The 21,029-nt window shown below is 34.7% G+C and carries 21 protein-coding genes; 13 read left to right on the top strand and 8 right to left on the bottom strand.

Annotated features, from left to right (window positions below; genetic code table 11):
• The first annotated feature begins 42 nt into the window (after nt 1-42).
• Nucleotides 43-450: an acyl-CoA thioesterase gene (locus BK054_RS18070; protein WP_006258585.1), complete on the top strand. Its 408-nt coding sequence runs from the start codon at nt 43-45 to the stop codon at nt 448-450.
• A 136-nt stretch (nt 451-586) separates the two neighbouring features.
• Nucleotides 587-1,327 carry a hypothetical protein gene (locus BK054_RS18065; RefSeq protein WP_006258584.1) on the top strand — a complete coding sequence of 247 codons (741 nt, stop codon included), beginning with the start codon at nt 587-589 and terminating at the stop codon, nt 1,325-1,327.
• Between the two features lie 59 nt (nt 1,328-1,386).
• Here the strand turns inward: BK054_RS18065 and BK054_RS18060 are convergent, their stop codons facing one another.
• From BK054_RS18060 to ribD, 3 genes are all read right to left on the bottom strand, one after another.
• Nucleotides 1,387-2,424, bottom strand: a complete 1,038-nt coding sequence (locus tag BK054_RS18060; RefSeq protein WP_058699672.1) for an alpha/beta hydrolase family protein — start codon at nt 2,422-2,424, stop codon at nt 1,387-1,389.
• Nucleotides 2,425-2,575: 151 nt separating this feature from the next.
• Nucleotides 2,576-3,202, bottom strand: coding sequence for an IMPACT family protein (locus BK054_RS18055; RefSeq protein ID WP_006258582.1), 627 nt, complete (start codon nt 3,200-3,202; stop codon nt 2,576-2,578).
• A complete protein-coding gene (ribD, locus tag BK054_RS18050) occupies nt 3,202-4,272 on the bottom strand; it encodes a bifunctional diaminohydroxyphosphoribosylaminopyrimidine deaminase/5-amino-6-(5-phosphoribosylamino)uracil reductase RibD (RefSeq protein WP_006258580.1) in 1,071 nt (356 codons plus the stop codon). Before ribD ends, BK054_RS18055 begins: the two co-directional genes overlap by 1 nt.
• Before the next feature lie 34 nt (nt 4,273-4,306).
• Here ribD and prmC point away from each other — a divergent pair, with 34 nt between their 5' ends.
• Nucleotides 4,307-5,149, top strand: a complete 843-nt coding sequence (gene prmC, locus BK054_RS18045; protein ID WP_006258578.1) for a peptide chain release factor N(5)-glutamine methyltransferase — start codon at nt 4,307-4,309, stop codon at nt 5,147-5,149.
• A gap of 203 nt (nt 5,150-5,352) precedes the next feature.
• Here the strand turns inward: prmC and BK054_RS18040 are convergent, their stop codons facing one another.
• The 3 genes from BK054_RS18040 to BK054_RS18030 all read right to left on the bottom strand — a co-directional run bounded on the left by BK054_RS18040 (nt 5,353) and on the right by BK054_RS18030 (nt 11,482).
• Complete coding sequence (locus tag BK054_RS18040) at nt 5,353-6,564, bottom strand: efflux RND transporter periplasmic adaptor subunit (RefSeq protein WP_039330321.1); 1,212 nt, start codon at nt 6,562-6,564, stop codon at nt 5,353-5,355.
• 10 nt (nt 6,565-6,574) lie between these two features.
• Nucleotides 6,575-10,924, bottom strand: a complete 4,350-nt coding sequence (locus BK054_RS18035) for a CusA/CzcA family heavy metal efflux RND transporter (RefSeq protein WP_071307622.1) — start codon at nt 10,922-10,924, stop codon at nt 6,575-6,577.
• 213 nt (nt 10,925-11,137) lie between these two features.
• Nucleotides 11,138-11,482 (bottom strand): DUF6660 family protein, encoded by a 345-nt coding sequence (locus BK054_RS18030; RefSeq protein ID WP_071307621.1) that lies wholly within the window; start codon nt 11,480-11,482, stop codon nt 11,138-11,140.
• A gap of 257 nt (nt 11,483-11,739) precedes the next feature.
• Between BK054_RS18030 and BK054_RS18025 the strand changes: the two genes are divergently transcribed.
• Nucleotides 11,740-13,140: an NAD-dependent succinate-semialdehyde dehydrogenase gene (locus tag BK054_RS18025; protein ID WP_071307620.1), complete on the top strand. Its 1,401-nt coding sequence runs from the start codon at nt 11,740-11,742 to the stop codon at nt 13,138-13,140.
• 210 nt (nt 13,141-13,350) lie between these two features.
• Here BK054_RS18025 and BK054_RS18020 read toward each other — a convergent pair whose 3' ends face one another.
• Nucleotides 13,351-13,872: a transposase gene (locus BK054_RS18020; protein WP_006261771.1), complete on the bottom strand. Its 522-nt coding sequence runs from the start codon at nt 13,870-13,872 to the stop codon at nt 13,351-13,353.
• Nucleotides 13,873-14,052: 180 nt separating this feature from the next.
• Here BK054_RS18020 and BK054_RS18015 point away from each other — a divergent pair, with 180 nt between their 5' ends.
• From BK054_RS18015 to BK054_RS17975, 9 genes are all read left to right on the top strand, one after another.
• Entirely contained in the window at nt 14,053-14,382 is a 330-nt protein-coding gene (locus BK054_RS18015; RefSeq protein ID WP_071307619.1) for an ArsR/SmtB family transcription factor, read from the top strand.
• 65 nt (nt 14,383-14,447) lie between these two features.
• Nucleotides 14,448-14,933 carry a DUF6428 family protein gene (locus tag BK054_RS18010; protein ID WP_071307618.1) on the top strand — a complete coding sequence of 162 codons (486 nt, stop codon included), beginning with the start codon at nt 14,448-14,450 and terminating at the stop codon, nt 14,931-14,933.
• 4 nt (nt 14,934-14,937) lie between these two features.
• The gene (arsB, locus tag BK054_RS18005; protein WP_071307662.1) at nt 14,938-15,966 is read left to right on the top strand and encodes an ACR3 family arsenite efflux transporter; all 1,029 of its coding nucleotides are present in this window, start codon (nt 14,938-14,940) and stop codon (nt 15,964-15,966) included.
• A gap of 593 nt (nt 15,967-16,559) precedes the next feature.
• A complete protein-coding gene (locus tag BK054_RS18000; protein WP_071307617.1) occupies nt 16,560-17,357 on the top strand; it encodes a class I SAM-dependent methyltransferase in 798 nt (265 codons plus the stop codon).
• A gap of 345 nt (nt 17,358-17,702) precedes the next feature.
• Nucleotides 17,703-18,269, top strand: coding sequence for an AAA family ATPase (locus BK054_RS17995; protein ID WP_071307616.1), 567 nt, complete (start codon nt 17,703-17,705; stop codon nt 18,267-18,269).
• The gene (locus tag BK054_RS17990) at nt 18,247-18,768 is read left to right on the top strand and encodes a GNAT family N-acetyltransferase (protein WP_071307615.1); all 522 of its coding nucleotides are present in this window, start codon (nt 18,247-18,249) and stop codon (nt 18,766-18,768) included. The genes BK054_RS17995 and BK054_RS17990 overlap by 23 nt, the downstream gene beginning before the upstream one ends.
• Nucleotides 18,769-18,790: 22 nt before the next feature.
• Entirely contained in the window at nt 18,791-19,351 is a 561-nt protein-coding gene (locus tag BK054_RS17985) for a Crp/Fnr family transcriptional regulator (protein WP_006258565.1), read from the top strand.
• A gap of 60 nt (nt 19,352-19,411) precedes the next feature.
• Nucleotides 19,412-19,744 carry a DMT family transporter gene (locus BK054_RS17980; RefSeq protein ID WP_006258563.1) on the top strand — a complete coding sequence of 111 codons (333 nt, stop codon included), beginning with the start codon at nt 19,412-19,414 and terminating at the stop codon, nt 19,742-19,744.
• 15 nt (nt 19,745-19,759) lie between these two features.
• Nucleotides 19,760-20,311 carry a DUF4269 domain-containing protein gene (locus BK054_RS17975; RefSeq protein ID WP_071307614.1) on the top strand — a complete coding sequence of 184 codons (552 nt, stop codon included), beginning with the start codon at nt 19,760-19,762 and terminating at the stop codon, nt 20,309-20,311.
• 180 nt (nt 20,312-20,491) lie between these two features.
• On the opposite strand, the gene BK054_RS17970 is transcribed toward BK054_RS17975, so the two are convergent.
• Nucleotides 20,492-20,968, bottom strand: coding sequence for a hypothetical protein (locus BK054_RS17970; protein ID WP_071307613.1), 477 nt, complete (start codon nt 20,966-20,968; stop codon nt 20,492-20,494).
• Between the last annotated feature and the right edge of the window lie 61 nt (nt 20,969-21,029).

Here is a 21,029-nt window from a genome sequence, read left to right as displayed (position 1 = left end):
AGTATAAGAAAAAAAATAACTCACAAGTTTATTAGAAAGATTATGAAATATTTTGATTATAAGGTTCGCGTACGTTATGCGGAGACAGATAAAATGGGCGTTGTATATCACGGTAACTATGCGCAATACTTTGAAATTGGGAGAGTTGAGTGGTTGAGGAACTTAGGTATATCGTATAAGAAAATGGAGGAACTTGGTGTTATGTTACCTGTGGTATCGTTAACTATGAATTATAAGAAATCAGCCTTCTACGATGACGATTTAACCATACGTACAATCTTTAAAAAACTTAGTTCTGTGAAGATAGAATTTGATTATGAACTATATAACGAAAAAGGCGATTTATTAACAACAGGTAATTCCGTTTTAGTGTTTGTGAATATGGAAACAGGAAGACCAATGGCTGCACCAGATTATGTTGTTGATAAAATACAAATGTTAGAAAAATAGCAGTCATTTTAGAGTGAATAAAAATAATCTAGTTGAACAATTGTTTTTGTTAGTTGTCTTTTAATGGTAAAAAAGACAAATTAGGTACAGCATTACTTAAAACAAATATTTATATTTACACAAAAGATTATAAATTATGAAACCAGTATATTGGCTGATGAGCCTAGGTACACTTTTATCAATAGGGACGTATGCACAAGAACCAAAGTTGTTAGATGGTCGTGTACGTTTATATGATGGAAATGTAGTTCCTGTTACTATTGAAAATAAAAGAAGTAAAGAAGTGACTAAAGCTGATGGACGTGGGTATTTTATCATGGATGCAGCTGTAGGGGATACTATTCGTTTTTCTGATAAGAAGTTAGCTTCTGTTAATTATATCATTGGCAAAGAAGATTTGAATGCCAGTAGGTTTAATGTACTAATGACTAAAAAAGGGCAGTCCTTAGATGAGATTATCATTGTTCGCAAAGATTTTGGTGATGACTTCTTTGAAGGTGTTCCTAATAAAAACCTTACAGCAGCAGAGAAACGTTATAAAAAGAATAATACTGTTTTTTCCTCAACATCTAACTATGGAATGGGAATTAGTTTAGATGCCTTAGTTAATATGATATCTGGTCAAAAGAAAAGAGATAAACAGGCGATTCTTTATGAAAAATTAGATATAAAAGTGCAGCAGTTCTTAGATGACTACACTAGAGAAGAACTGTTAGAGGATTTTAAAATTCCTGAAGAACGTTTAGAGGCATTTCTTTACTACGTAGTAGCTCAGCCTAGTTTTGAAAAAATAAAAGTAGAGCGCACAGAAGGTTTTAAACTTTATTTAGCTCAAGAATATATTGATTTCTTAGGGTTTATGGATTTAGAAGAATAATGATTTTAATGTAGAATCATATCATGATATTATTATAGAAACTGAGTAATAGTACGCTATTATTCAGTTTTTTTATTGGTCTTAAGTATAAAAGTAGAGATATCAAATAAAGCATCTTTACTATAAGCTTTACGACCTTGGAAGACAAATAACCACTTTTTCCATTCAGGCCATTGCGCATCTAATTGATAGTTGAATAACTTTGCATTTAGTAGACCATGTGTACTTCTTGGATATACTTTGATAGTGGTAGTGTCTGATTCTCTATTAGAAGTATATTGTTGATAAAGTTGAGCATTGGTACCAGCAGGGACATTAAGATCATCACTTCCCCATAAGGCTAATAGAGGACCTTGCATATTTTGTAAATCAACAGAAGAATCAGCTTTGAGATTTCTAGCAATGAATAAGAATCTATCTTTTTCTATTTCTGATTCTTTAATTGTACAATCATTAAAATCAGTGAATAGTTTATAATCTGCTTGCTGTATAGAGTCTGCTTTTCGTTTTATTTCTTGTTCTGAGTATCCTTCTTCCTCTAAGCGTTTAGTTGTATAGTAATAACCTTGATCCATCCAATTAACGGCTCCTCCGATGATAACAGAGAAAGCAGGCTTAGTAAGGATAGCTGCTTTTGGAATGACCCAGCCTCCTTGAGAGAAACCTAGATATCCAATTCTATTCGGAGCAATTCCTTTGTCATGTACTAGAAAGTCAAAAGCATCTTTAGCTTCTACAGCTCTGTCCGTGATGGATTGGTTTAACCAATTTCCTTTGCTTTTATCTATACCTTTCTTGTCCCAGGTAAATACAGCAATTCCTTGATCTACTAGATGATGTATTAAAGGAAGGTAGCCTGAGTTAGAGGTCTTGTTTTGTGGGCCATCTCCATGAATAAAAATAGCGATAGGAGCAGTTTTAAAAAACTCTTTTTTAGGTAGAAATAAAGTGGCAGACAATTCCTCTCCTTGTGAAGTAAAGATTACTTCCTTTTGTGTAATCGTCGTGTCATCAAAATCTTGACTTCCTAAGAAGAAAAAATAAAGAAAAATAATGAGAAAGGTAGTAAAGATTGCTGCAAGTATTTTCCAAAGCATAGCTGTATTTTTAGCCAAATATAAGCAGGTACGCGAATAGAAAAATAATATATTTAACTCAACAGTATTTTTTCAGTACTGAAACTACAAATAAAGGAGAAAAAGCTAATTGTATCTAAAATAGACTATTGAGTGAAAGTAAAGAACGAAACTAATATGCTTCGTCCGTTTCTTCGACAACTTTTACTTCATAAAATGGAACAAAAGCAGCTAGCGCTTGTTCATATTCATTTTTGCGTATAGATAACTCTATTTCACAGCTCATTTCCATTTTTTGACTTAGAATGTTTAAGTCTTTTTCTTTGATTACACGCATGACATTGTTCATGTCTTTGTATTCAAAGCGAACTTTAAACTTCTTATCAATTGTTTTTTCTATAATTTCCGCTTCTTCCATGGCCATCTGAGCTGCTGCACGATAGGCAGTGATGAGTCCTCCTACGCCCAGCTTTATACCACCGAAATAGCGTACCACTACGATTAGAATATCTGTGACCTCATAAGATTGTATTTGTCCATAGATAGGAGCGCCTGCAGTATTACTAGGTTCTCCATCATCATTAGCACGATAGTATACCTGTTCTGCTCCAAGTTGAAAGGCATAGCACCAGTGGCGCGCATTATAATGCTCTTTCTTGATGCGATCGATGATTTCTTTTACTTCTTCTTCGCGTTGAATAGGAAAAGCATAGCCAAAAAACTTACTATTCTTTTCTTTATACAATACTTCTTCTGTCGGTTTACTTATTGTTTTATATGAATCTAATGCTTCTGCCATTATTTGCGATATACTATTCTTAATTCGTTGTCTAAAATACGATGTTTTACTACTTTATCAAATCCTGAAAGATGTGGAGAAGGGATACCTTCTGTTATTGGAGTACTTCCAATAAATACTCTTGCTTCATCCCATAACTCTGCATCAATAAAATGCTGAAGTGTATGCGTACCACCTTCTACTACAACAGACATAATCTGATGTCTGTATAAAATATCTAGAATCTGTGGTACTAGAGATTGACTAAAATCTGCATGCTCATAGATTAGATTATCAGTAGAGACTAAGTCTTGATTAGCCGTGATACAGATTGTTTTGACATTATTATCTTTAATGCTAAAGGAATTGTCTATTTTGCCAATTCTATCAATAAATACACGGATAGGGCTTTTGCCGTACCAATCTCTTGTAGTAAGAGAAGGATTATCACTAAGAACTGTTTGTGTACCTACTAAGAAAGCCATTTCTTCACTTCTCCATTGATGTACTAATTGTTTAGAATAGGCATTCGATATCCAGAAAGGTCTATTAGTAGTTCTTTGTATAGGAGCGATAAAGTGATCTATAGACTCAGCCCATTTTAGGATAATATAAGGGCGTTTTTGATTGTGAAATGTAAAAAAACGCTTGTTACTATCTTGGCATTCTTTTTCTAATACACCTACTATTACTTCTATTCCTGCATCACGCATTTTTTGAATTCCTCTGCCACATACTTTTGCAAAGGGATCTACAGTACCGATAACGACTTTAGGTATCTTCTTTTCGATTACCAAGTCACAGCACGGAGGAGTCTTACCAAAGTGACTACATGGCTCTAGACTGACATATAAAGTACTTTCTTTAAGGAGCTCTTGATTCTGAACAGATGCTATTGCATTAGGCTCAGCATGAGGACCTCCATAAGGAGAAGTGAAGCCTTCTCCGATAATGCGATTGTTGTGTACTACCACAGCTCCTACAGAAGGATTAGGCATAGCAGCATAAGTTCCTTGTAGTGCTAACTGAATACAGCGAGAAATATATAATTCGTGTCTTTCCAAAATTGATAATAATGTATCTTTGAACAAAATTAAACTAAAACATTTGTTTTTAAAGAATACTATGCAGATAAAGTACTACCAATCCTATTTTAAAGAGAGTTTAACTCCTATTTATGATGCTGTGGAAGCGGAGCAATTATTTTTGATTGCTTTAGAAGAAATAGAAGGGAAGACTAGAATTGATCTAGTTATGAATCCAACGATGCAGACAGATAAGGTAGCAGTATGGGAATCTGTATTAGAAGAATTAAAACAAGAAAAACCAATTCAATATATCTTTGGGCAAGCCTATTTTTACGGATTGACCTTTAAGGTGAATGAATTTACTCTTATTCCAAGGGCAGAAACAGAAGAATTAGTAGAATGGATAATAAATAGTGTCAATCCATCTAAACCTGTTAGAATATTAGACATCGGAACAGGAAGTGGATGTATAGGGATAACACTAGCGAATGAATTACCTCTAGCTAGAGTTACTTTAATGGATGTTTCTGATAAAGCTTTAGAGATAGCAAAACAGAATGCAGTAAGTAATGGAGTGGCTGTAGAAACGGTATTACAAGATGTATTACAACTAGAGAAGTTGAAGAGTCAGTACGATATTATAGTGTCTAATCCTCCTTATGTACGCAACTTAGAAAAAGTAGAAATAAAAAAGAATGTATTAGATTATGAACCTCATCTAGCTTTATTCGTAGAAGATAATGATCCACTGATATTTTATAGAAAGATAGCTCTTCTAGCCAATAACAACTTACAAACAGGAGGTATGTTGTTCTATGAAATTAACCAGTATTTAGGAGAGGAGACTAAAACATTGTTTGAATCTCTTGATTTCACAGGTGTAGAGTTAAGAAAAGATATGGTAGGAAATGATAGAATGATTAAAGCTGTTAAACGATAAGTGAGTAGAGTAATTAACGTCATAGAGATAAAAGCTTTTTCCTGCTGTAGTAGCTGAATTTATGGAATATTCTATTTCTAGTAGTAACACCTCACAAGTATTGTAAGCAATTCTCATGAACTTATAATTAAGAATTTATTGAATAAGGACATATAAACTAATAAAGGCTATCACTAGGATAGCCTTTATTAGTTATAATTAGATTAATGAGCGTGTCCTCCGCCTCCTTCGTTTTTGATCAAGTGACTTTGAATATAGTAAGCGCCAGATAGTACAATCTCACTATCTTTAGGAATGTCTTGTAAGACTGTTACCTGTGAGTATCCTAATTCTGATACTCCTGCTTTGACTTCTATTCTTTGGAAGTGATATGACATACCGCTTTCTTCTTTATGAGCATCTTCTAGAATGAAAATAAACTCACGTCCATCTGCTTTGACAATCGCGTCATTAGGCAGAGCATCTACTGTTCTCTCTCCGATATGTACTAATGCATTAACATAAAGTCCCGGTATCAGAGTCTCAGGTACATTGTCAATATTAGCATGTACGATTACGGTTTTAGTACCAGGTTCAAAAGATTTATTGATACTAAAAATAGTAGCAGTTACCTCTGAATTATTGATATTAGTAAAGTTAAAAGAGACCTTTTGTCCTATTTTGATAAAAGGCATGTCTTTTTCATACACTAATAAATCTAAGTGAATTCTAGAGTTATCTACAATAGTAAATAGAGACTGCCCCGCCATAACATTAGTACCTATTTTGACTGGTATAGTAGCTATATTACCAGATATAGGAGATACTATTCTCAGCGATTTAGAAATAGACCCAGGAGCTGTATTAACTAAGCTTAGTCTATTGCTTAAAGATTGGTATCTCGCGCGTTCTATATTTAAGTCTGATTTAGTCTTCTGATATGTCTTTTCAGAGTTGACATTCTCTGCTCTTAGAGTTTGTTGACGTTTATACTCTAGCTCTAAATATTCTAATGTGTTTTTAGAAACGAGGTATTCCTCTTGTAGCTGAATATATTTAGGACTATCTATAGTTGCTATTGTTTGCCCTTTTTTTACATAGTCTCCTAGATTCACATTGATATTTGTGATTGTACCACTTAAAAAAGAAGATACATCAGCCTGACTTTGAGCAGGAAGCTCAGTATTACCATTTACTCTAATGACATCACTTAAGTTTTTTTGCTGTATTTGTCCTAGTTGAATGTTAGAAGCAGTGTATTGAGCTTGGTTGAGCTCTACCTCTTTATTAGCAGATTCTTCTTTCGCTTCTGTTTTTGTAGTACTCTCTGTTTTTTCGTTTTCGTGATCATGACCAGAATGGTCTTCTTCAGCATTTTTACAGCTAAAGAATAGAATACTTGTAGCTATTGATAAAAATATAATCGACTTTTTCATTTCTCTGATATTATTGGTTTACTAAATAATGTAGGGTATTGTGACTTAGGTTATACTGTAGAATAGCATCTAAGTAATTCATCTGAATCGCTAGTGCTGTTTCTACAGATTGAATGTATTCTACATAAGAGATATCCCCATTATTATAAGATTTCTTAGCGTGATCTTTGATAAGCGCAGCATTTTTTAAAGCGTTTTCTTGATAGTAATCGATTACTTTTTCTTGTGCTTTGATAATGTCAAATTGTTGTTGGACATTTTCTTCTAACTGTTTGTGCAGGTATTCTTTTTGCACTGTAGCTTGTTGTATTTCATACTTCATCGCTTTTACCTTAGCGTTTTGACTACCAAAGAAGATAGGTATAGAAATCCCAACAGTATAACTTGGTACACGCAATTCTTTACCATAAGTGATAGGTAGTCCATTACTCCCTGTTACAGTTCCTGAATCTGATTTTATATTATAACCTAATGAGAAGTCAGGTAAGAAGTTTGCCTTCTCTAGTCTTCTATTTGCTTCTATTGTTTCGATCTCTTTTTCTGCTAGCTGAATAGTGTTGTTTAAACTCAAATCAAAGTCAACATCCGCCTCGTGTTTGTCATACACAATATCAGTGTTCATAGGGATGAAATCTTCCTCTAAGTTTAATAGAGCTTTTAGCTTAGAAGTTTCGTTGTCTATCCCTGTTTTATTTTGTGTGATAAGTACTCTTAACTCTTGTTCTTTAGCAGAAGCTACATTACTTTCCATCAGTGTAGTTTCACCTGTTTCATAGCGAAGCTTAGCTGATTTAGAAAAATCCTTTAACAAGTCTGCTTGTTCTTTAAGTAGTACTTCTTTTGAAAGTGCATACAATAAGTTTTCCCAAGCTTGTCTTACTGCATATTCTGTAACATTAACAGCTCCTTGCTGTTGGATAACAGCGGTCTCGTAAGCCTTATTTAGAACAGACTTTTTCTTTCCATAGGTAAACGGTGAGAAAGATTGAGAAATAGACAAGGTAATGTCCTTTTTCTCTTTAGTGTCTAAATACCCAAAACCTGTTGAGATATCTGTTTTAGCTAGGTCAAAGTATGTTCCTATCATTTGCTTTTGAGCAATTGTATTATACTCTGCCGCTTTTATTCCTTTATTATTTGCTACGCTTAGTTCTAAAGCCTCTTGTAATGTAAGCTTTTTGACTTCTTGTGCTTGTGTACCTATCCCCATTAGTAATAATAGAGTAGAGGCTACTATAGTTTTATTTTTTTTGCCTATACCCAATCCTTTTTCTTCATAGTAATAGATAATAGGCAAGACGATTAACGTTAAGATAGTAGCAGATATTAACCCTCCGATAACTACTGTAGCTAGGGGTTTTTGTACTTCTGCTCCAGCACTAGTGCTCAGTGCCATTGGTAAGAAACCTAGAGAAGCTACAGCTGCTGTAAGTAATACAGGGCGTAGACGTATTTTAGTTCCTTCTATAATTCTTTCGTATAAATCCATACCTTCTTTTTTAAGTGAGTTAAACTGACCGATTAGTACGATACCATTTAATACAGCGACTCCGAAAAGTGCGATAAATCCAACTCCTGCTGAGATACTAAATGGCATATCTCTAAGCCATAATGCAGCTACTCCACCGATAGCAGAAAGAGGAATAGCAGTAAAGATCATCAAGGACTGTTTTCCTGATTTAAAAGTAAAGTATAACAACACAAATATTAATGCTAGAGCTACTGGTACAGCTACCATTAATCGGTTTGTTGCTTCCACTAAGTTTTCAAATTGTCCTCCATAAGTGATAAAGTATCCATCAGGCATATCTAGTTTTTTATCTAAGATGGCTTGAATGTCATTCACCACACTTTTTACATCTCGTTCGCGGACATTAAATCCTAATACAATACGTCTTTTACCATCTTCTCTACTGATCTGTTGAGGACCGTCTTCATAGTCGATATTAGCGATTTGCCCTAAGGGAATTTGTTGCCCATTCGCTAATGGGATAAACATATTTCTTAGGTTTTCAATATCTTGTCTAGAATTGCTTTCTAAGCGCACGACTAGGTCAAATCTCTTTTCTCCTTCATAAACTACTCCTGCAGTTTCTCCTGCAAAACCAGCTCTTACGACTTGACTGATTTCAGATATGGTAAGCCCATATAGCGCAAGTTTATCTTGATTATACTTAATCGATATCTGTGGCAATCCGCTTACTCTTTCTAGTTTAGGACTAGCTACACCAGGTACACCTGAGATTAGACCACTTATTTCATCTCCTATACTCGCTAGGCGATCTAGATCGTCTCCAAATACTTTAATCGCTACATCACTTCTTACTCCGGTCATTAGTTCGTTAAAACGCATTTGGATAGGCTGAGAGAATTCTGTCGTTACTCCCGGTATTTCTTCTAGTGCTTCTTCCATTAGAGAGATAAGTTCCTCTTTGGTTTTAGCTGATGTCCATTCTTTTTTCTCTTTTAAAATAATAATCATATCGGCAGCTTCCATAGGCATAGGATCTGTTGGAATCTCTGCACTACCTATTTTTGAGATGACCATTTTCACTTCAGGGAAGCGCTCCATTAGAATCTGTTCTGCCTTAGTTGTAGTCTCTATTTCTTGAGATAGTGAACTACCAGAAGAGATAATAATATGTGTAGCTAAATCTCCTTCGTCTAGAGTAGGAATAAACTCACCTCCCATACGACCGAAGACAAATAAAGCAATAGCAAATAATCCAAAAGCAATAGCTAGAACGATTCTTTTTATTTTAAAAGCACCTTCTAATAGAGGTTTATACCAACTATATAGTTTGTCAATAATCTTATCACTAAAGTTTGGTTTTTCTTTTCCTGCTTTCTTTGATAAGAATAACGAAGAGGCCATAGGTACATAAGTAAGCGAAAGAATGAAAGCTCCTAGAATAGCAAATGACACAGTCATCGCCATAGGGCCAAACATTTTTCCTTCGATGCCTGTTAAAGCTAATATAGGCAAGTACACGATTAGGATAATAATTTCTCCAAACGAAGCACTTGTTCTTATTTTAGACGAAGCAGTATATACTTCAGTGTTCATTTCGTCTTGGGTGAGCACTCTATTTTTACCTGCATGGAGTCGATGTACTATGGCTTCTACAATAATAACAGCTCCATCGACTATTAATCCGAAATCAATCGCTCCTAAACTCATTAAGTTACCACTTACACCGAATAACTTCATCATAGAGATAGCGAATAATAAGGCTAGAGGTATCACAGAAGCTACGATTAGCCCTGCTCTCCAGTTTCCTAAAAGCAATACTAGTACAAATACGACAATCAGAGCACCTTCGATAAGGTTTGTTTGTATTGTGCTAACTGTTTTGTCGATTAATTTAGTTCTATCTATAAAAGGTTCTATTGCTACTCCTTCAGGTAGTGTTTTTTCTATTTGAGTGATTCTTTCTTTTACCGCTTTGACCACTTCTTGTGTATTGGCATCTTTTAGCATCATCACCATACCACTCACATCTTCACCTTTTCCATCTTTAGTCACAGCACCATATCGAATACTGCTCCCGATGCGTACTTCTGCTACATCGCGCACTAATACAGGTGTACCGTTGTTAGACTTCACTACGATTCGCTCTATGTCTTCTATGCTTTTTACCATTCCTACACTTCTGATGAAGTAAGCATAAGGTTTTTTGTCAATATAAGCCCCTCCAGTATTCTCGTTATTGGCTTCTAGTGCGTTAAATATCTCAAGGATAGAGGTGTTCATACTGTTAAGCAAGTCAGGTTTTACTGCTATTTCGTATTGCTTTAATTGACCTCCTAGGGTGTTTACTTCAGCCACTCCTTTTACACCTACCAGTTGTGGTTTGATAATCCAGTCTTGTATAGTACGTAGATCCATACTATTGTATCTTTCTTCGTAGCCATCTTTAGGGTAGACTACATATTGGTATATTTCGCCTAGCCCTGTACTCACAGGAGCTAACTCAGGTGTTCCTACTCCTTTAGGAATGACTTCTTCAGCAGTTTTTAGTTTTTCTGATATTTGATTACGAGCCCAGTATATATCCGTGTCTTCTGTAAATACTACAGTGATCACACTTAGTCCAAACCTACTGATAGAGCGAAGTTCCGTTATATTAGGAATAGGCTTTACAGCCTGCTCGATAGGATAGGTGATGAATTGTTCCACTTCTTGTGTTGCTAGTGTAGGAGAACTAGTGATAATTTGAACTTGATTATTGGTTATATCAGGTTGAGTATCCATTGGTAAATTAAGTAGAGAATAAGTCCCAAGCGTGATTAACCCTAGAACAAATAGTCCAATAATAAACTTGTTGCGGATACTAAAATGTATGATTTTATCTAACATAGTAGTAATAGTCTTAAAAATGATTTGTGATGTGTTGTATGGGCTAAGTAATGCCCCATAACAAGAGTTAACTTTATGATTCTATAAGCCTGTATAGGATAGCTACAATCTTGTTCTCTGTTAGAATATAGCTACAGAAATAAGTAGCTCTACAGGTTCATTGAACAACATTATAGCTCAATGAATAGATAGAAAAAGAAAGTTAAAAGGGTATTAAGCAACTATCTTAGGTGGTTGCCAAATAGGGTACTCCATTCTAATCACAGTATCTTTGTGATATGAAGGGATTTTGTGGTTGTGTTTTACAGAAGAAAGGTCTATTACATTAATGACTTCTGCCACAGTTAAAGAAACTGCGCAACAAGAACAGCTACACAATGGAGAGCACACATCTAAGTGGTCTATATCAGAGTCAGCCTGTTGTAAAGAAGTTAAGTGTATAGATTTTGTACTTTGAGTAATATTCAAATCAACATAACTATCCGCACAAGGATAGAAACTTATCGCTAGAAAAACTAACGAAAGAAATAAGTTTAATATGTTGTTGAATTGTTTCATAAGGCAAATATAGTAGAAAGAGATGAGATGATAAAACATAGACTATGTCTTTGCAACAGTGTTGCATAGCTAAATATGGAATACAATAGACTCATACTACTGTTTATTATAGTACAACAGTTCTTGTTCTTATGAGATCCTTGTGTTATTCAGACTCACATTTGTTATATTTTCTTCGCTTATAGGGATTTAACATAAGTTTTTAAGTGTTTCATTTTCAATTAAGTAAATTAGTGGGAACTTAAAAAAATATAATTATGAGTACACAGATAAAATCAAGTATTAAAACAATTAACCCAACTACGGGAAAAGAAGAAAAAGTGTATCCAGTGATGTCACCTGAAGAAATAGATAAGATCTTAGCTAAAGCAGATAAGACCTTTCTGACATGGGGAAAGACAACGATAAAAGAAAGAGCAGCTATTATTCATAAAGTAGCAGAAGCTTTCAGAGCACGCAAGGAAGAGCTAGGAGCCTTAATCACTCGTGAGATGGGTAAACTACACAGTGAAGGGATAGGAGAAGTGCTATTATGTGCGGATATCTTTGACTTCTATGCTACTAATGCAGAAACCTTATTAGCAGATGAAAAGATAAAAATACCTCACGGAGAAGCATTTATTAGTAAAGAACCCATAGGTACTATTCTTAGTGTACAGCCGTGGAACTTCCCATTCTATCAGATTACACGTTCTGCTGCTCCTAATCTTATGGCAGGGAATACAATGGTGTTAAAACACGCTTCTAATATTCCTCAGTGTGCAGAGATTATGGAGATAATCTTTAAAGAATGTGGTCTACCTGATGGGGTATACACTAACTTATTTGTGCCAGGAGCATCTATAGAAGCGATTATCGGTGATCCTAGAGTGAAAGCTGTAGCATTCACAGGAAGTGAGCCAGCAGGATCGAGTGTAGCTGCTGCTGCAGGTAAGCACATTAAGAAAACGACATTAGAGTTAGGAGGTAGTGATGCTTTCGTAGTACTAGATGATGCAGATCTTAAGAAAGCAATTAAGGGTGCTGTGGAAGGTCGACTATGGAATGCAGGTCAAGTATGTGTATCGCCTAAACGTCTTATAGTAGATAAGAAATTAGCTAAGGCGTTTATTGAAGGAGTGACTGAACAAGTAAAGCAAACGAAAGTAGGGGATCCTATGTCAGCCGATACTCAGTTAGCACCTCTAAGTAGTGAGAAAGCAAGAGAAGATGTATTAAAACAAGTGAAGAAAGCTGTAGAACAAGGCGCTAAGTTAGTCTATGGTGGAAATAAATTAGATAGAGAGGGATGGTTTATGGAACCAACTATTCTAACAGGTATCAAAAAAGGGATGGATGCCTATAGCGAAGAGATATTCGGTCCTGTATTCATGATTTATGAAGTAGAGAACGAGGCAGAGGCTATCGCATTAGCTAATGATACAGATTATGGATTAGGAGGTAGTGTATTCACAGAGAATAAAGAAAGAGGAGTGAAGGTCGCTCGTCAGATTGCTACCGGAATGGTGTATATCAACCATGTGACAGGTATCTCACCAGAATTACCTTTTGGTGGTACGAAGAAGTCAGGGTATGGTAGAGAACAAGCGAAATACGGTATCCATGAATTCGTCAATGAAAAACTGATCAGAGTAACTGATATAGATAAAGCTTATTAGTAGTAATAAGTACTTTTAATTGTTTAAGTGGAGGGTGTTCTTTATAGAACATCCTCTTTTTTTATATTCATAGGTTAATGAATTTTATATGACAAAGAATGTTCTGTAGAGGCACAATACATTGTATCTAACGTGTAGTGTGTATATCAGTAATGTTCTGTAGAGACGCAATACATTGCGTCTACCGTATAGTATGTCCATCAATATGATTTATAGGTTATTATAGAATTTGTCTTGTTTCCATGTAATAGGATTCATTATAATATAATTAGCAATCTTAATATAAGATTCTGCAGTTCGTATGATATGATCATGATATCTTGGTTGCCAGAAAAAAGGAATATTTAGTGTGTAAGCATCTTTCTTTACTCCTACTTTAAATCCTCTTATTATAGAGCCTAAACTACCAGAAGTAACTTTGCATTCCTTTTTTAATGTGCTGTTGTCATTAAATGTGTTACTGTTGTTAATATGTAAAATACCATGTATATGATTAGGCATTATGATAAAAGCATCAAGTATGACATAAGGATGATATAAAGGAATATTATTCCAACATTTTAATACGCTATGTCCTAATGGGCTCAAGATTATTTCTTCTTGTTGAATTGTACCAAAGTAATTGATTCTATCTTTTGTACATATTGTAATAAAGTAAGTACCATTATTACTATAATCCCACCATTGAGCCCTGTTAGAAGGACTTCTATATATTTTATTGTTTAGATTCATTGTTTTTGGTTTAATTAATGTCTACAAAAAGTATTCCTGTTTTTTTTAATGCATTTTAATACTGGGTGTTAGACGCAAAGTATTGCGTCTCTACCTTATATCATTCGTGTAATTATACCTCATTTCCTTTCTTATCTGAATAATACATCGTAATATTGCGATGTATTAAATGAAGAGATTATGGGAATTACAAAAGCAGAATTGTTTAGCGAGAAAATGAATCGGTTAGCGAGTATGTTTAAAGTACTAGCGCATCCTGCTAGATTAGCTATTCTTCAATACATCATTAATCAGAAAGCCTGTATCTGTAATGACTTAGTAGAAGAATTAGGTCTTGCACAAGCAACTATCTCTCAACATCTGAAAGAGTTAAAAAACAGTGGTCTTATTAAGGGAAGTATAGAAGGAAAGTCTGTCTGTTATTGTATAGATGATACGGTATGGAATGAATTTGCTCAAGAATTTGGATTATTCTTTGCACAATCTATTCAAAATAACGAATGCTGCTAAGGCATTTTTTTAAACTAACGTATCGTAATATTACGATGTATTAATAAGTGTTAAAATTTAGAAATATGAAATTATCAGAAGTAAAACAAGTGTTAGCAACCATGCAAGACGTGGTATTTAAATTAGAAGACGGTAATAGTGTACCCTCGCATTTTCATATTACAGAAGTAGGTCAGATCGATAAAAACTTTATTGACTGTGGAGGTACTGTACGAAAAGAGCTGAAAGTGAGCTTCCAATTATGGTTAGCAGATGATTACGATCATCAACTGAAAGCAGAGAAGCTATTGCACATTATTAATTTGTCTGAGCGTTTATTACAGATCCAAGATGCTGAAGTAGAGGTAGAATACCAACAGGCTACTATAGGTAAATATAATCTTGGTTTTGATACAACTAATAAGCACTTTGTATTACAAAATACCTTGACAGCGTGTTTAGCAGAAGATGCATGTGGTATACCTGTATCTAAACCTAAAGTAGCTCTGTCTTCTTTAAAAGTAGAATCTTGTTGTTCACCTAGTAGCGAGTGTTGTTCGGATGAGAAATAAAAGGATGAAATTTTTAGATCGCTACCTTACCCTTTGGATATTTTTGGCCATGATATTAGGTGTTGGCGTCGGTTATTTCTTTCCTCGCATTCAAGATCTTATGGCATCGGTGTCTATAGGGAGTACAAATATCCCTCTAGCGATAGGGTTGATTGTGATGATGTATCCTCCATTAGCTAAGGTGGATTATAGTTTATTGCCAAAAGTGTTTGAAGATAAAAAGGCATTAACTTCATCCTTACTACTGAATTGGGTGATTGGTCCTGTTCTTATGTTTGTGTTGGCTATTATTTTTTTGAGGGATCAGCCTGACTATATGATAGGAGTGATTCTAATCGGTCTGGCTAGATGTATAGCGATGGTGCTAGTATGGAATGATTTGGCAAAAGGAAATAAAGAATATGCCGCTATGTTAGTAGCTCTGAATAGTGTGTTTCAAGTACTTTTTTATAGTGTATATGTATGGCTTTTCATCAATGTACTACCTGCCAAATTAGGTTTGGCTACTTATGATGTGCATATAGAAATAAGTGAAGTGATACAGAGTGTCTTAATCTACTTAGGAATTCCCTTTTTAGCAGGCTTCTTAAGCCGAAAATACTTGGTGAAATACAAAGGAGAGCAGTGGTATAATCACAGGTTTATTCCACGTATATCACCTTTTACCTTGTATGCTTTATTATTTACGATACTGTTGATGTTCTCTTTTAAAGGACAGCAAGTAGTAGAATTACCGATGGAAGTGGTACAAGTAGGTATTCCTTTAGTCATTTATTTTGTATTGATGTTTGCCATCAGTTTTTGGCTGAACTATCGTATGAAATTACCTTATGATCACAATGCTGCTATCGCTTTCACTGCTTCAGGAAACAACTTTGAATTAGCTATTGCCATTGCTATAGCAGTCTTTGGAATACATTCACCCCAAGCATTTGTGGGAGTAATAGGGCCTTTGGTAGAAGTACCTGTCTTAATTGCTCTTGTGAGATTAAGTTTGTATTGGCAAAAGAAATATTATCAAAAAGAAATATAGATAGAGACGTAGTTCACCCTAGAACTACGTCTTTTTGTTATAATATCTATTAGAAAAAACTACCTGTACTTTTTTTGTTTTCTCTCTTCTTTTTACTGCTTTTTAATGGTAAATAGCTTTTTTTACTCTTCTTTTTTTAGTTAAAGCAGTTATTTTGACCTCTATACAACCAATATTTTAAAAAAAGCTATCATTTTTTTACATGATGTTTTGTTTTAAGTTGTTGATTATTATCTGTTTGTCTGTTTATTGATAATTTTACTACTTTATTCATACCTACCTTAACCCTAGTAAATACAAGGCATATAGCGAAATCCTTGGACAATTCATGGACAATACCTAGAGAATGGTGGAGGAAAGAAATGTTTTGTCGAAGGATACTCCTTTTATTATCCAGCTATTGTTCTTGGATTAGCTCTTGTGATTCTATTGAGGTGGAAGAGAATTGTATAGAAAATAAATATTGGTTAAACTTTAGAAACATAGAGAATAAAGAGAAAAACTTATTATACAAAAGCCATTCAAATACAGATGAACAAAATATTGAGGTTGATGAAAAAACTGTATTTTAGCTTGTATTTAATTAATGGACTGTGGACACAAATAATAACTATATAGAGATCAATAAAAAAACTTGGAATGAGAAGGTGGCTTTGCACGTAGATTCTGAGTTCTATAATATGAAAGATTTTTTGGCAGGGGAGACTTCTCTAAATGAGATAGAGTTAAACTTGTTAGGAGATGTTAAAGGGAAGAAGATTCTGCACTTACAATGTCACTTTGGACAAGATACGCTTTCGTTAGCTAGAATGGGAGCAGATGTAACAGGTGTAGATCTGTCTGATAAAGCTGTAGAAAAGGGGAGTGAACTAGCTCAACAGTTAGGACTAGATGCTCGATTTATTTGCAGTGATGTGTATCAACTGCCAGAGGTATTAGAGGAGCAGTTTGATATCGTATATACCAGTTATGGAGTTATTGGATGGTTGCCAGATATGAATAAATGGGCTGAGGTAGTTTCTAAGTTTGTCAAACCAGGAGGTAAGTTTGTTTTTGTAGAGTTTCATCCTTTAATTTGGATGTATGACTACGATTTTACTAAGATAGAGTACTCTTATTTTAATATAGAGCCTATCGTAGAGACAGAGACAGGTACCTACGCAGATAAGACTGCTGATGCTGAGTTTGGTAGTGTAAGTTGGAATCACAGTATCGCTGATGTTGTGCAGGGATTGGTTAATAATCAATTGCAAATAAATACCTTCGAAGAACATAACTATTCTCCTTACCCTTGTTTTAATCAGGTGGTAGAGATAGCACCTAAGAAGTATCAGATTAAACCTTTTGGGGATAAAGCTCCTTTAGTATATGCTATCGTAGCAAGGAAGTAAGTATGACACGGATTATATATATGAGATAATAGAGTATAATCCGTGCCTATAGTTGAGTCTATATATAGCGTATATTATAGTGTAAAGTAAATAGGATGTGGAGTGTAAATCTATATCCATAGTTAGGTGGTAATGTGTTTGTTTTTTTTGGATTAGGATATTTTGAGTAAATTTGCCTTACTACATTAAGGTTATCTTCTATCTTAATGACTTCATTTTTAGAAAAGTGTGTAGGTACTACTACAGTGATTGCTTTTCGTTTTTCCTAAGAATACAAGTATCAGTAAAAACAGTTTTGCTCTTGTTGAGGTTATCAATAAGAGTGAGTAATACCATATTATATACATGAACATACCACGATTCTATATATTTACAGGAGGCCCAGGTAGCGGAAAAACGACGTTACTTCATGCCTTAGAAGCTCAAGGATATACCGTAATGCCTGAAGTGGGGAGGGCTATTATCCAGCGCGAACAAGCTTTGGGTAGTGATGTACTGCCTTGGGAGAATAAACAATTATTTTATGAAGCGATGTTGTCTCAGTCTATTTATGATTATGAACATTGTATAACGGATGAGGTTATATTATGGGACAGAGGGATACTCGATAGCATAGGCTATGCCGTATTAGAAGGATTAGATATAAGTGAGACACAGCATAGTATCGCCTCCAGTCTTCCCTATATGCCAACTGTCTTTATCTTACCTCCATGGGAAGAAATATATACGCAAGACAAAGAGCGCAAACAGGATATGGAGGTAGCTAGGGCAACTTATGAGACAATGAAAACAACGTATCAACGATATGGTTATAATCTAATAGAGGTACCTAAAGGGACAGTAGATGAACGCGTAACCTTCGTAATGAATCAATTAAAGAAAGAAGAAAATGAAAGAAATAATAGAGACTGATAGAGTGATAATTCGCCCTTTAGAAGAAGGAGATGTAGAGGGAATATTGGCTTTAGACGGAGATATCCGAGTGTTAGAGTTCTTAGGTAAGAAACCGATAGGGACTAAAGAAGAGGCGCTAGGTGTAATCAGATTTATTCGTCAGCAATACGAAGACTTCGGCATCGGAAGATGGGCTGTGATAGAGAAAGAAACGAATACTTTTATCGGGTGGACAGGCTTTAAGTATTTAAAAGACGGTCCTAGTGGAGTCGCAGAATACTTAGATTTAGGATACCGCTTTATCTACGAGGCATGGGGTAAGGGATATGCTACTGAGACTGCGAAAGCATGCTTAGTATATGCAGACAAACATTTGACAACGTTACCGATACATGCTAGTTCTGAAGTAGGTAATGATGGCTCTAGACATGTGTTAGAAAAAGTAGGTTTTAAAGTAGTCGATACATTTTTAGATGAAGGTGTGCCAAATTTTTGGTATATTAGACTTAAGAAATAAAAGGCTATAACGAAGGAACGCTATGAATATGTTAATTAGATTATTCGAGCAATACGGGTATTTATCACCAATGTGTAAAGAGGCTTTGGAGAAAAATACTCAGATATTTTATAAGAGAAAAGGGGAGTACCTACTAAAAAAAGGACAACTATCAGGTAGTCTTTATGTTTTAGAAGAAGGCTTTGTGCGTGGATTCTATATGCATAATGATCAAGAGATAGATGTATGGTTTGCTTTTGAACAAACCATCATGGGGTCTACTTATCAGATGTATAAGAGCAAAGCTTCTCTTGAGTTTATACAATGTATGGAAGACTGTGTGGTACATGCGATTCCAAACCAAGTTATATTTCGTTTTTTTAAAGAATATCCTGAGTTAAACTTGATTTTAAGACGCTCTACAGAAGACTATTGTTTACAGTTAGAAGATAGAGCTTTTCAACTACAGACCATGTCTGCTACAGAGCGATACCACAGATTATTAAAAGATCTAGGGAGTGATGTGAATAGAATCCCTTTAGGAAATATCGCATCTTATCTAGGGATCTCCCAAGAAACACTGAGTAGAATCAGAAGAATTTGACATATATCAAAAAAGTAGCCCTCTGTTGAGGGCTATTTTTGTGGCGTAAATAAATGATATATGAAGAATTTTATCTTTTTAGCAGTAGCTATTGTGTGTGAAGTAATAGGTACAAGTGCTTTAAAAGCATCAGAACAATTTTCTAAATTAGGAGCTAGTGTATTGACTGTATTGATGTATGCGGCTGCATTTTATTGTTTAAGTCAGACTCTTCGCACTATTCCTGTTGGGATAGCGTATGCGATATGGTCAGGAGTAGGTATCGTTTTAGTAACTTTGATAGCGATAGTACTGTATAATCAAAAACCAGATGTTCCTGCTGTATTAGGGCTGGGATTGATTATAGCAGGGGTAGTTGTAATCAATGTGTTCTCTAAGATGAGTGCGCATTAAATAACAAATAGAAGAATGAGTGATATTAATTTTAAAGAGCTGAGTTATCTAAGAGAAGGAAATAAGGTACAACAGCGAATAGCTGAGGTACTAGAACAAGGATTAGTAATGGATAAGTTACGTAAGTTTGATCCAGTATTAATCGGTACTTTTCCGATAGATATTGCCGTTGAAGGGAGTGATTTAGATATTGCTTGTTATTATCAGAATAAAGAGGAGTTTATACAAACCGTACAACTTTCGTTTTTGTTTATAGAAGATTATACTTTGACAGAAGTAGAGATAGGAGGTATACCTACTGTAGTAGTCAACTTTACGTTAGAAGAATTTCCTGTAGAGTTATTCGCTCAACCTAGACCTGTAGAAGAACAAAATGGTTATCGACATATGCTCATTGAATATGCTATCTTAAACGAGAAAGGTGATAGCTTCAAGCAAGAAGTAATAAAGCTGAAAAAAGCAGGGATAAAAACAGAGCCTGCTTTTGCACAGTTATTAGGGTTAACTGGCAATCCTTATGATAGCTTATTACTTTATGGTAATAAGGAGTTAGATAGATATGAATAAAGGAATTGTGGGGTTGATTTATTAGTATATAGTACCTTTTTAAACATAAAATTACCCACTATAGGTACTAACACTTATAGTGGGTAATCGTTAACAAACATCTCATGTAAACATCTTAGACAACTAATAATAAAGATGTTCTAGTAACTAAACAATACTTGAGAAAGTAATAAGAATATGTTAGAAAGCGTATTGTTTAGAGAAGTCTTTACCATCTCCTGATAAAGTTAGTTCTTCATTAACCAATACTTTTCCTCCTTTTTCTATTTTATAGTTGATTGGTAAACTCTCTCCATAGTTAATAATCTGTACACTATTAGCAAAAGCGTTGATTGGCTCAGTAGTTTCGATTACATACGTTTTAGTACCAGTACCGAAGTCGTTCTTCGCTAGACTAATAGCAGACTCACCTGTTCTAACTTTACCATTTACTTTCCATACATCTGTTTTTCCGCTAAGTGTTCCTCCTGCATAAGTTAGAGAAACAAAATCATTCTCACCTACATTAGTTAAGGATACTGTGACTTTGTAAGTATTCTTTTCTAAAGCTGGACTGTCAGTGCTATTATCATCACTACTACAAGCTGTAGTAGCTAAGCCTAATGTTAAAACGGCTAATACACTTAAAAAAGCAGTTCTTAATTTTGAGTTTTTCATGTTTTTTGTTTTGTTTTATATGTGAGTTACAAATATCAGTAGATTGGCTTTTTATGACAAT

Origin of the sequence: Myroides sp. ZB35, assembly GCF_001865835.1 — a bacterium.
In the GTDB taxonomy this organism is placed as follows: Bacteria; Bacteroidota; Bacteroidia; order Flavobacteriales; family Flavobacteriaceae; genus Flavobacterium; species Flavobacterium odoratimimum.
This window is presented reverse-complemented; position numbering and strand designations above follow the sequence as displayed.

Bases quoted from the DNA above. Each gene is read 5' to 3' on its own strand.
- BK054_RS18070 (WP_006258585.1), top strand. From the start codon at position 43: ATGAAATATTTTGATTATAAGGTTCGCGTACGTTATGCGGAGACAGAT.
- BK054_RS18065 (WP_006258584.1), top strand. From the start codon at position 587: ATGAAACCAGTATATTGGCTGATGAGCCTAGGTACACTTTTATCAATA.
- BK054_RS18060 (WP_058699672.1), bottom strand. From the start codon at position 2,424: ATGCTTTGGAAAATACTTGCAGCAATCTTTACTACCTTTCTCATTATT.
- BK054_RS18055 (WP_006258582.1), bottom strand. From the start codon at position 3,202: ATGGCAGAAGCATTAGATTCATATAAAACAATAAGTAAACCGACAGAA.
- prmC (WP_006258578.1), top strand. From the start codon at position 4,307: ATGCAGATAAAGTACTACCAATCCTATTTTAAAGAGAGTTTAACTCCT.
- BK054_RS18040 (WP_039330321.1), bottom strand. From the start codon at position 6,564: ATGAAAAAGTCGATTATATTTTTATCAATAGCTACAAGTATTCTATTC.
- BK054_RS18035 (WP_071307622.1), bottom strand. From the start codon at position 10,924: ATGTTAGATAAAATCATACATTTTAGTATCCGCAACAAGTTTATTATT.
- BK054_RS18030 (WP_071307621.1), bottom strand. From the start codon at position 11,482: ATGAAACAATTCAACAACATATTAAACTTATTTCTTTCGTTAGTTTTT.
- BK054_RS18025 (WP_071307620.1), top strand. From the start codon at position 11,740: ATGAGTACACAGATAAAATCAAGTATTAAAACAATTAACCCAACTACG.
- BK054_RS18020 (WP_006261771.1), bottom strand. From the start codon at position 13,872: ATGAATCTAAACAATAAAATATATAGAAGTCCTTCTAACAGGGCTCAA.
- BK054_RS18015 (WP_071307619.1), top strand. From the start codon at position 14,053: ATGGGAATTACAAAAGCAGAATTGTTTAGCGAGAAAATGAATCGGTTA.
- BK054_RS18010 (WP_071307618.1), top strand. From the start codon at position 14,448: ATGAAATTATCAGAAGTAAAACAAGTGTTAGCAACCATGCAAGACGTG.
- arsB (WP_071307662.1), top strand. From the start codon at position 14,938: ATGAAATTTTTAGATCGCTACCTTACCCTTTGGATATTTTTGGCCATG.
- BK054_RS17995 (WP_071307616.1), top strand. From the start codon at position 17,703: ATGAACATACCACGATTCTATATATTTACAGGAGGCCCAGGTAGCGGA.
- BK054_RS17990 (WP_071307615.1), top strand. From the start codon at position 18,247: ATGAAAGAAATAATAGAGACTGATAGAGTGATAATTCGCCCTTTAGAA.
- BK054_RS17985 (WP_006258565.1), top strand. From the start codon at position 18,791: ATGAATATGTTAATTAGATTATTCGAGCAATACGGGTATTTATCACCA.
- BK054_RS17980 (WP_006258563.1), top strand. From the start codon at position 19,412: ATGAAGAATTTTATCTTTTTAGCAGTAGCTATTGTGTGTGAAGTAATA.
- BK054_RS17975 (WP_071307614.1), top strand. From the start codon at position 19,760: ATGAGTGATATTAATTTTAAAGAGCTGAGTTATCTAAGAGAAGGAAAT.
- BK054_RS17970 (WP_071307613.1), bottom strand. From the start codon at position 20,968: ATGAAAAACTCAAAATTAAGAACTGCTTTTTTAAGTGTATTAGCCGTT.